General features: G+C 70.0%; 9 protein-coding genes. 1 reads left to right on the forward strand and 8 read right to left on the reverse strand.

Annotation, left to right across the window (positions count from 1 at the left end):
* Nucleotides 1–20: 20 nt before the first annotated feature.
* The 4 genes from ABZ297_RS18000 to ABZ297_RS18015 form a co-directional block, all read right to left on the reverse strand.
* The gene (locus tag ABZ297_RS18000) at nucleotides 21–1,331 is read right to left on the reverse strand and encodes a pitrilysin family protein (RefSeq protein ID WP_355346806.1); all 1,311 of its coding nucleotides are present in this window, start codon (nucleotides 1,329–1,331) and stop codon (nucleotides 21–23) included.
* Complete coding sequence (locus ABZ297_RS18005; RefSeq protein WP_355346809.1) at nucleotides 1,328–3,664, reverse strand: polyribonucleotide nucleotidyltransferase; 2,337 nt, start codon at nucleotides 3,662–3,664, stop codon at nucleotides 1,328–1,330. The genes ABZ297_RS18000 and ABZ297_RS18005 overlap by 4 nt, the downstream gene beginning before the upstream one ends.
* Nucleotides 3,665–3,943: 279 nt before the next feature.
* Nucleotides 3,944–4,213 (reverse strand): 30S ribosomal protein S15, encoded by a 270-nt coding sequence (gene rpsO / locus ABZ297_RS18010; protein WP_355346812.1) that lies wholly within the window; start codon nucleotides 4,211–4,213, stop codon nucleotides 3,944–3,946.
* A 177-nt stretch (nucleotides 4,214–4,390) separates the two neighbouring features.
* A complete protein-coding gene (locus ABZ297_RS18015) occupies nucleotides 4,391–5,308 on the reverse strand; it encodes a bifunctional riboflavin kinase/FAD synthetase (RefSeq protein WP_355346815.1) in 918 nt (305 codons plus the stop codon).
* A 97-nt stretch (nucleotides 5,309–5,405) separates the two neighbouring features.
* On the opposite strand from ABZ297_RS18015, the gene ABZ297_RS18020 reads away from it, so the two are divergent.
* Complete coding sequence (locus ABZ297_RS18020; protein WP_355346818.1) at nucleotides 5,406–6,416, forward strand: SAM-dependent methyltransferase; 1,011 nt, start codon at nucleotides 5,406–5,408, stop codon at nucleotides 6,414–6,416.
* 82 nt (nucleotides 6,417–6,498) lie between these two features.
* On the opposite strand, the gene truB is transcribed toward ABZ297_RS18020, so the two are convergent.
* The 4 genes from truB to ABZ297_RS18040 are packed head-to-tail and all read right to left on the reverse strand — an operon-like array spanning nucleotide 6,499 to nucleotide 9,182.
* Nucleotides 6,499–7,368, reverse strand: coding sequence for a tRNA pseudouridine(55) synthase TruB (truB, locus tag ABZ297_RS18025; RefSeq protein ID WP_355346820.1), 870 nt, complete (start codon nucleotides 7,366–7,368; stop codon nucleotides 6,499–6,501).
* Nucleotides 7,368–8,411 carry a bifunctional oligoribonuclease/PAP phosphatase NrnA gene (locus tag ABZ297_RS18030; RefSeq protein ID WP_355346822.1) on the reverse strand — a complete coding sequence of 348 codons (1,044 nt, stop codon included), beginning with the start codon at nucleotides 8,409–8,411 and terminating at the stop codon, nucleotides 7,368–7,370. The genes truB and ABZ297_RS18030 overlap by 1 nt, the downstream gene beginning before the upstream one ends.
* Nucleotides 8,408–8,845 carry a 30S ribosome-binding factor RbfA gene (gene rbfA, locus ABZ297_RS18035; RefSeq protein WP_350805391.1) on the reverse strand — a complete coding sequence of 146 codons (438 nt, stop codon included), beginning with the start codon at nucleotides 8,843–8,845 and terminating at the stop codon, nucleotides 8,408–8,410. The genes ABZ297_RS18030 and rbfA overlap by 4 nt, the downstream gene beginning before the upstream one ends.
* A gap of 40 nt (nucleotides 8,846–8,885) precedes the next feature.
* Nucleotides 8,886–9,182 (reverse strand): DUF503 domain-containing protein, encoded by a 297-nt coding sequence (locus ABZ297_RS18040; RefSeq protein ID WP_350805390.1) that lies wholly within the window; start codon nucleotides 9,180–9,182, stop codon nucleotides 8,886–8,888.
* Nucleotides 9,183–9,289: the final 107 nt, after the last annotated feature.

Raw genomic sequence — 9,289 nt, forward strand, 5'->3', positions numbered from 1 at the left:
CGGTCAACCCTATACCCAGGTCAGGAGATGGCACCCGAGAAGTCCTTGTCGCCGTACGGGCCGATCACGGCCAGCGTCAGGGGACGGCTGAGGACGTCGGCGGCCACCTCGGCGATCTCGTCGGGTGTGACCGCCTCGATCCGGGCGAGCACGTCGTCGACCGACAGCAGCTCGTCGTAGACCAGCTCGTTCTTGCCGATCCTGGACATGCGCGAGCCGGTGTCCTCCAGCCCGAGCACCAGCCCGCCGCGCATCTGCCCCTTGCCGCGCATGATCTCGTCGGCGGACAGGCCCTCGGTGACCACCCTGGCCACCTCATCACGGCAGATCTTGAGCACGTCGTCGATCTTCGACGGCAGGCAGCCGACGTAGATGCCGAACTGCCCGGTGTCGGCGTAGGCGGAGGTGTAGCTGTAGGCGGAGTACGCCAGCCCGCGCTTCTCCCTGATCTCCTGGAACAGCCTGGACGACATGCCGCCGCCCAGCGCCGCGTTCAGCACCCCGAGCGCGAAGCGGCGCTCGTCGGTGCGCGACATGCCGGTGGTGCCGAGCACCAGATTGGCCTGCTCGGTGGGCCGGTCGAGCACCCTGACCCCGGACCGGGTCAGCGCGCCGGGGCCGCTCGTGCGCGGCGGGTCGGACTCCAGCGGCCCGCCGAGCGCGCCCGCCCGCTCGTACGCCCGCGCGACCAGCTCCACGACCTCCTCGTGCCGGATGTTCCCGGCGACCGAGACGACCGTGCGAGGCGGTTGGTAGTAGCGCTGGTAGTACTCGACGATGCGCTCGCGGCCGAGCGCGTTGATCGACTCGACCGTGCCGAGGATGGGCCGCCCGATCGGCGAGTCACCGTACAGCTCCGCCGCGAACTGCTCGTGCACGACGTCGGACGGGTCGTCGTCGTGCATGGCGATCTCCTCCAGGATCACGCCACGCTCGGACTCGACGTCCTCAGCGGTGATCAGCGAGCTGGTCACGACGTCGGCCAGCACGTCCACGGCGACGGGGAGATCCTCGTCGAGCACCCTGGCGTAGTAGCAGGTGTACTCCTTGGCGGTGAAGGCGTTGATCTCACCGCCGATGCCCTCGATGGACGCGGAGATCTCCATCGTGTCGCGCGTGGGTGTGCCCTTGAACAGCAAGTGTTCGAGGAAGTGGGTGGCCCCCATGTGCTCGGGGGCCTCGTCACGCGAGCCGATGCCGACCCACATGCCGACCGCGACACTGCGCACGGTCGGCATGGTCTCGGTCACCACGCGCAGCCCACCCGGGAGGACGGTGCGCCTTACCACCCCGGCTCCGTCCTTGCCGGGGTGCAGCGTGGTCGTGGTCACGAGTTGCGGTCGTCCCCCTCGTTCTCGCCGCGAGTGGCGCGGACGCGGGTACGGGTGCGGCGCGGACGCTCCTCGCGCGGCTTGTCGTCGGACGCGGCGGGAGCGCCGTCATCCTCGGACGAGGTGTCGCCCGACTCGGCCTTGGCCTCCTTCTCCGCGGCCTCCTTCTCGATGACCTCGACGGGCACCAGGGAGAGCTTGCCGCGGCCGTCGATCTCGGCGATCTCGACCTGGATCTTCTCGCCGACGCTCATGACGTCCTCGACGTTCTCGATGCGCTTGCCGCCGTGCAGCTTGCGGATCTGCGAGACGTGGAGCAGGCCGTCCTTGCCGGGCATCAGCGAGACGAACGCGCCGAAGGCCGCGATCTTGACGACCGTGCCCAGGTAGCGCTCGCCGACCTCCGGCATGTGCGGGTTGGCGATCGCGTTGATCGCCGACCGCGCGGCCTCCGCCGAGGGGCCGTCGGTGGCGCCGATGTAGATCGTGCCGTCGTCCTCGATGGTGATCTCGGCGCCCGAGTCGTCCTGGATCTGGTTGATCATCTTGCCCTTCGGGCCGATGACCTCGCCGATCTTGTCGACCGGGACCTTGATCGTGATGATCCGCGGCGCGGTCGGGTTCATCTCCGCCGGAGAGGCGATCGCCTCCTGCATCACGTCGAGGATCGCCAGACGGGCGCCCTTGGCCTGCTTGAGCGCGCCCGCGAGCACGCTGGCCGGGATGCCGTCGAGCTTGGTGTCGAGCTGCAGGGCGGTGATGACGTCCTTGGTGCCGGCGACCTTGAAGTCCATGTCGCCCATGGCGTCCTCGGCGCCGAGGATGTCGGTCAGCGTGACGTAGGCGTCGCCCTCGCCGATCAGGCCCATCGCGATGCCCGCGACCATCTCCTTGAGCGGCACACCGGCGTCGAGCAGCGCCATCGTGGACGCGCAGACCGAGCCCATCGAGGTCGAGCCGTTGGAGCCGAGCGCCTCCGACACCTGGCGGATGGCGTACGGGAACTCCTCGCGCGTCGGCAGAACCGGGATCAGCGCCCGCTCCGCCAGCGCGCCGTGGCCGATCTCGCGCCGCTTGGGCGAGCCCACGCGGCCGGTCTCACCGGTGGAGTACGGCGGGAAGTTGTAGTTGTGCATGTAGCGCTTGGTGCGCTCCGGGTTGAGCGTGTCGATGACCTGCTCCATGCGCAGCATGTTCAGCGTGGTGATGCCCATGATCTGGGTCTCGCCGCGCTCGAACAGGGCCGAGCCGTGCACCCGCGGCACCACGTGGACCTCGGCCGACAGCTCGCGGATGTCCTTGGTGCCGCGGCCGTCGATGCGGATGCCCTCGTTGATGACCCGCTCGCGCATGAGCTTCTTCATCACCGAGCGGAACGCCGCGGAGATCTCCTTCTCGCGGCCCTCGAACTCGGGCAGCAGCTTCTCCGCCGACAGCGCCTTGACCTTGTCGAGCTCGGTCTCGCGCTCCTGCTTGCCGGCGATGGTCAGCGCGGCGGCCAGCTCCGTCTTCACCGCGGACTCGACCGCGTTGTAGACGTCCTCCTGGTAGTCGAGGAAGACCTGGTACTCGGCCGTCTCCTTGGCGGCGACCTGCGCGATGCGCGACTGCGCCTCGCACAGCACCTTGATGAACGGCTTGGCGGCCTCCAGGCCCTGCGCCACGGTCTCCTCGGTGGGCGCGACCGCGCCCTCGGCGACCAGTTTCAGCGTGTCCTTGGTGGACTCGGCCTCGACCATCATGATCGCGACGTCGCCGTCGGCGAGCACGCGGCCCGCGACGACCATGTCGAAGGTGGCCCGCTCCAGCTCGTGGTGGGTCGGGAAGGCGACCCACTGGCCGTCGATCAGCGCGACGCGGACGCCGCCGATCGGGCCGGAGAAGGGCAGGCCCGCCAGCTGGGTGGACAGCGAGGCCGCGTTGATCGCGACCACGTCGTAGAGGTGCTCGGGGTTGAGCGCCATCACGGTGGCGACGACCTGCACCTCGTTGCGCAGCCCCTTGACGAACGACGGGCGCAGCGGCCGGTCGATCAGGCGGCAGGTGAGGATGGCGTCCTCGGAGGGACGGCCCTCACGCCGGAAGAACGAGCCGGGGATGCGGCCCGCGGCGTACATGCGCTCTTCGACGTCGACCGTGAGCGGGAAGAAGTCGAAGTTCTCCTTGGGCTGCTTGGACGCGGTGGTCGCGGAGACGACCATCGTGTCGTTGTCGAGATAGGCGACGGCGGAGCCTGCCGCCTGGCGCGCGAGGCGCCCAGTCTCGAACCGAATCGTGCGCGTGCCGAACACGCCGTTGTCAATAACGGCTTCGGCGGTGTGGACACCCTCCACGGGGGACCTCCTTTTCGGTCGGTCGCCCGCGCCCTCTTCTCTTTCACCCGCACCCTCGTTAGGTGCAGCGCCGGTCTTCGATCGAAGCGCCCGGTCTTTCCTACCGGAAGCCACTACCGAGGACCGGCCCGCAAGCGTCGCGGGTCGCATGGTGCTGACGGACGCGGGGGCTCAAAGTGTCTCGATCTTCAGTTGTACGTCAGGCGCGCGGTGGTTGACCCCACGACGCGCCGGACCCTTATGGAGAAGGGAGCGGCGCGGACGCCACTCCCTTCCATGCTATCGGCGCAGGCCGAGCCGCTCGATGAGCGAACGGTAACGCGCGATGTCGACCTTCTGCAGGTACTTCAGCAGGCGGCGCCGGCGCCCGACGAGCAGAAGCAGACCACGACGGCTGTGGTGGTCGTGCTTGTGCGTCTTCAGGTGCTCGGTGAGCTCGCTGATGCGCTTGCTGAGCAGCGCGATCTGCACCTCGGGCGACCCGGTGTCGCCCTCGGCCGTCGCGTACTCGGCGATGATGGTCTTCTTGGCAGCGGTGTCGAGGGACACGGCTCTCCTTCAATCTACGGACACGCGCGGATGAGACAGGATGCGAACGACCGTGCGTGCCTACAGTCGCCGCGACGAAGGCCTATCAGGGCAGCGCACAGCGCCGCCGTTACAGAGCCGACATGCTAGGTTACCACCACGAGTCAAGCGCCCGTGCGACCAGGGAACCCCACCGGTCTAACCGGAGGTCAGGCGGCGCGTGTCGGCCACGTCCGCGTGGATCTGCTCGATGAGCGCCTCGATCGAGTCGAACCTGGTGTTTCCGCGCAGCCTGGCCTTGAACTCCACCGCCACATGCGCGCCGTACAACTCCAGGTCGTCACGGTCGAGTGCGTACGCCTCCACAGTACGCGGCACGCCCTCGAACGTGGGATTGGTGCCGACCGAGATCGCGGCGGGCCAGCGCTCCCCCTCGTACAGGGCGGGCAGGTTGGCCACGGGCACGCACTCCAGCCAGCCCGCGTAGACCCCGTCGGCGGGGATCGCGGTGTGCGCGAGCGTCTCGACGTTGGCCGTGGGGAAGCCGAGCTGGCGTCCGCGCTGGTAGCCGCGCACGACCACGCCCTGGACCCGGTGCGGCCTGCCGAGGTCGAGCGCGGCACCCTCGACGTCGCCCGCCACCAGCCGCTCGCGGACCACCGTGGACGAGACCGCGTCGAGCAGCGGCACCTCCTCGACCGTGAAGTCGTACTTCTCCCCCAGCGCCCGCAGCGTCTCAACCTCGCCCGCCGCCCGGTGGCCGAACCGGAAGCCCTCGCCCACCACGACGACGGCGGCGCGGAGCCGGTCGGCGAGCACGGACTGGGCGAAGTCCGCGGGGCTGAGCCGCGACAGCTCAAGGGAGAACTCCACCGTGTAAACCTCGTCGACTCCGAGCCCGGTCAGCAGCTCGGCCCTGCGTCGAGGGCTGGTGAGACGGGCCGGATGCGAGCCCGGCCGCACGACCTCGGCGGGATGCGGCTCGAACGTGACGGCCACGCAGCGCAGCCCAAGCTCGCGAGCGGCGGCGACGGCCCGCCCGGCCACCCGCTGGTGCCCGCGGTGAACGCCGTCGAACACACCGATCGTGACGACGGACCTTCCCGAACCCTGCACGCCCCGGCCCCATTCGCTTGTGGCGGATCGATCTCCCCCAAGCCTGCCATGCGCCCCGGCGTTCCCTTCAACCGAGGGGGGTAGCATCGGTCGCACCATGCCTCGATACGCGCTTCTCATCCTGCCCGCTTTCAACCGTGTGTACGGCGAGAGCTCGATCCGGCTCACCCGCAGCGAGCTGACCGTCTTCAGCCGGTACGGCCTGGAAGGCGAGATATCGGGGGTCGAGGAGACGTCGATCGGCGGCGTGCCGTACGTGACCTTCGACGGGTCGCTGACCCCCGGCGATGTCGCGCTGCTGTCGAACCTGTCGTCGGTGTACGCGCTGTTCGGGGTCGAGGGCGAGCTGCTGCGCCCGCTGGCGATGACGCCGCTCGACCGGCTGAGCAGCGATTTGATCACGATCCAGAAGTACGCAGGCAAGACGAACGAGCACTTCACCAAGCTGCTGCTGAACGTCACCGCGCTGGCCGGCGACCGGCGGCTGGGCGAGCGGCTGGCGGTGTTCGACCCGCTGTGCGGGCGCGGCACCACGCTCAACCAGGCCCTCATGTACGGATACGACGCCTACGGCATCGACATCGACGGCAAGGACTTCGAGGCGTACACGGGTTTCCTGAAGACCTGGCTGAAGAACAAGCGGCTCAAGCACACCGCCGAGACCGTGCCGGTGCGGCGCGAGCGGGCGCTGGTCGGCCGGCGGCTGAACGTGACGTTCGGCCTGTCGAAGGAGGCGGTCAAGGCGGGCGACGTGCAGCACGTCTCGGTGGTGAACGCCGACACGCTGCGCAGCCGCGACTTCTTCAAGCCGCGCTCGTTCGACGTCCTGGTGACCGACGCCCCCTATGGGGTGCAGCACGGCAGCAAGGGCGGCAGCGGCCTGTCACGCAGCCCGCTGGAGCTGATCAGGCAGGCCGCCCCGGTCTGGGCGGAGCTGCTGCGTCCCGGCGGGGCGCTGGGCGTCGCGTGGAACACCTACGGCGGCAGCCGCGACGACCTGGCGAAGATCCTCGCCTCGGCGGGCCTGGAGGTCGTCGACTATCCCGACTTCGAGCACTGGGTGGACCAGGCGATCGTCCGCGACGTCATGGTCGCCCGCAAACCGTAGACGTCCGACCTCTGACGGCACTTCACCGCCTCCGTCCGTTTCGGCCCGCCGTCGAACGTCGCCACCAGACGACGGGCGGCTCCTAGACGAACACGGCGAGTGGTTTGGCGATCCGGCCCTGCTCCTCCACCAGGGCGAGCAGGGCCCCGTCGGGGCCGAACACGCCGATCGGGCCCTTGCCCAGGCCCGCGGCGGGCAGCCTGCCGCCGTGCTGGACCACCCTGGCCTCCTCGGGAGTCACGTCCCGGCGCGGGAACGCCGCCGAGACGGCGTCGGCGATGGGCAGCACCACGCACTCCTCGGCGAGCTGGTCGAGCGTACGGGCCAGCGACAGGTCGTAGGGGCCCACCCGGGTGCGGCGCAGGTGGGTGAGATGGCCGCCCACCCCGAGCGCGGCGCCGAGGTCGCGGGCCAGCGCCCGGATATAGGTGCCGGACGAGCAGCGGACCGTGGCGTCGAGGTCCACCACGTCACCGTGCGGCCGGACGGCCGTCACCGCGAACTCGTGCACGGTCACCGGTCTGGACGCCAGCTCGACGTCCGCTCCCGCCCGCGCCAGCTTGTAGGCCCGCTGGCCGTTCACCTTGATCGCGCTGACCTGCGGCGGGACCTGCATGATCGGCCCCGTGAGCGCGGCCACGCCCTTCAGCACCGCCTCGGCCGGCACCGACGCGGCGGACACGGTCGCCACGACCTCGCCTTCGGCGTCGTCGGTGTTGGTGGTCACGCCGAGCCGGATCGTCGCCTCGTACACCTTCTCGGTCAGCGCCAGATGGCCGAGCAGCCTGGTCGCCTTCTCCACCCCGATGACCAGCACGCCCGTCGCCATCGGGTCGAGCGTGCCCGCGTGCCCGACGCGCCGGGTCGCCGCGAGCCGGCGCAGTCTGGCCACCACGTCGTGGGACGTCCACTCGGCCGGCTTGTCGACGATGATCAAGCCGCTTTCGGCCATCAAGCCTCTCCAGTCGTCTCTGCGAGCAGCCCCCGGAACCGGCCGACGGTCTCCTCGACGCTGTCGTGCGAGGTGAACCCCGCCGCGTTGTGATGGCCGCCGCCGCCCAGCGCGGCGCAGATCGCCGCCACGTCCACGGCGCCCTTCGACCTCGTGGACACCTGCCAGGCGCCCTGGTCGTCCTCCTTCATCACCAGCGCCACCTGCGCCTCGTCGGTGCGGCGGATGACGTCGATGATGCCTTCCAGCTCCGCGTACGGCAGGCCGTAGGCGGCCCTGTCGACCCGGGTGATGTACGTCCACACCAGGTCGTCCTCCAGCCTCACCCGGTCGAGCCCGGCGGCGAGCACCTTCAGGTAGCCGAACGGGGACCGGTCCCACAGCTCGCGGGCGATCTCGTCGGTGCGCAGGCCGGTGGCGACCAGCCTGGCGGCCATCTGGTGCACGGCGGGCGTGGTCGAGGAGTGCTTGAACGACCCGGTGTCGGTCACCAGCCCCGCGTACAGGCAGGTGGCGATGTCACGGTCCAGGACGCCGCCCAGCCGGTAGACCAGCTGCTCGACCAGCACGGCGGTGGCCGCCACCGACGGGTCGACCAGCCTGAGCGTGCCGAAACCGGTGTTGGACGCGTGGTGGTCGACCACGATGACCTCACGCGCGTGGGAGGCGCTCGGCGCGAGCAGGCCGAGCCGCTCCACCGTGGCCGAGTCGAACACGATCATCAGCTCGGGCGCCGACGGGTAGGAGTCGGGCGGTACGAGCATGTCCTGGCCTGGCAGGAAGCGCAGCAGGCGGGGCACGTCGAAGTGGTGGTCGCCGAAGGACGCGACCACCCCCTTGCCCATGGCGCGCAGCACGAGCGCGGTGGCGAGCATCGAGCCCAGCGCGTCGCCGTCGGGCGTGACGTGACAGGCCAGCGCCACCTCGTCGGCCTGCCGGATCAGCTCGACCGCCCGCCGCCAGGACGCCTCGGGGATCACGCCGCCCCGCGCCGCCTGCCTGCGGGACGGGCGGCCCGTTCTGTCGCGCACGTCGGGCGTCACGTCTCGGACTCGTCCTCTTCAGGCTTGCGGTACGGGTCGGCGTCGCCGGCGTACTCGGCGCCCGCGGCCTTGCGCGCCACCTCTTCGTCCTTCGCCCTGGCGGCGTTGATCAGGTCGTCGAGCTGGCGCGCGCTATCGGGCAGCGGGTCGTGCCTGAACGTCAGCGTCGGGGTGAAACGCACGCCGGTCTGGCGGCCCACCTCGGAGCGGATGATCCCCTTCGCGCTCTCAAGGGCGGCAGCGCTGTCGGCGCGCTCCGCTTCGGAACCGAACACCGTGTAGTAGACCGTAGCCTCACGCAGGTCGGCGGTGATGCGCGTGTCGGTCACGGTGACGAAGCCCAGGCGCGGGTCCTTGATCCGGCGCTCCAGCATCTCGGCGACGATCTGCTGGATGCGGTCGGCGAGCTTGCGCGCTCGTGCTACATCCACCATGTTCGCTCCCCCTCACGCACGACGGCGGGTCGTGCTTCGTTCAGTCTTCGTCGTTGTAGAGCCGCTGCCTGGCCGAGAGCAGCTCGATCTCCGGGCGGAAGGCCACCAGCCGCTCGCAGGCGTCCAGGACCTCCTTGCAGTTGCCCGCTGAGGCTGAGACGACCGCGATGCCGATCTCCGCCCTGCGATGCAGGTCGAGATGGCCGGTCTCGGCCACGGCGACGCCGGGAAAGCGCCGGTGCACCTCGGCGACCAGGGGACGCACGACGGCTCTCTTCTGCTTCAGCGACCTGACATCGCCGAGCAGGATGTCCAGGGTAAGGGCACCCACATACATCGTTGGCCACCACCGCTTGTGCTGGTGAGTGAAAGGCACGCCCGCCCCGGTGCGGTGGGGACCAGGGCGGGGCGTACGAGAGGCGCCCGGCGGATGTCCCGCCGGGC

The organism is Nonomuraea sp. NPDC005983 (assembly GCF_040614375.1).
Lineage (GTDB): Bacteria > Actinomycetota > Actinomycetes > Streptosporangiales > Streptosporangiaceae > Nonomuraea.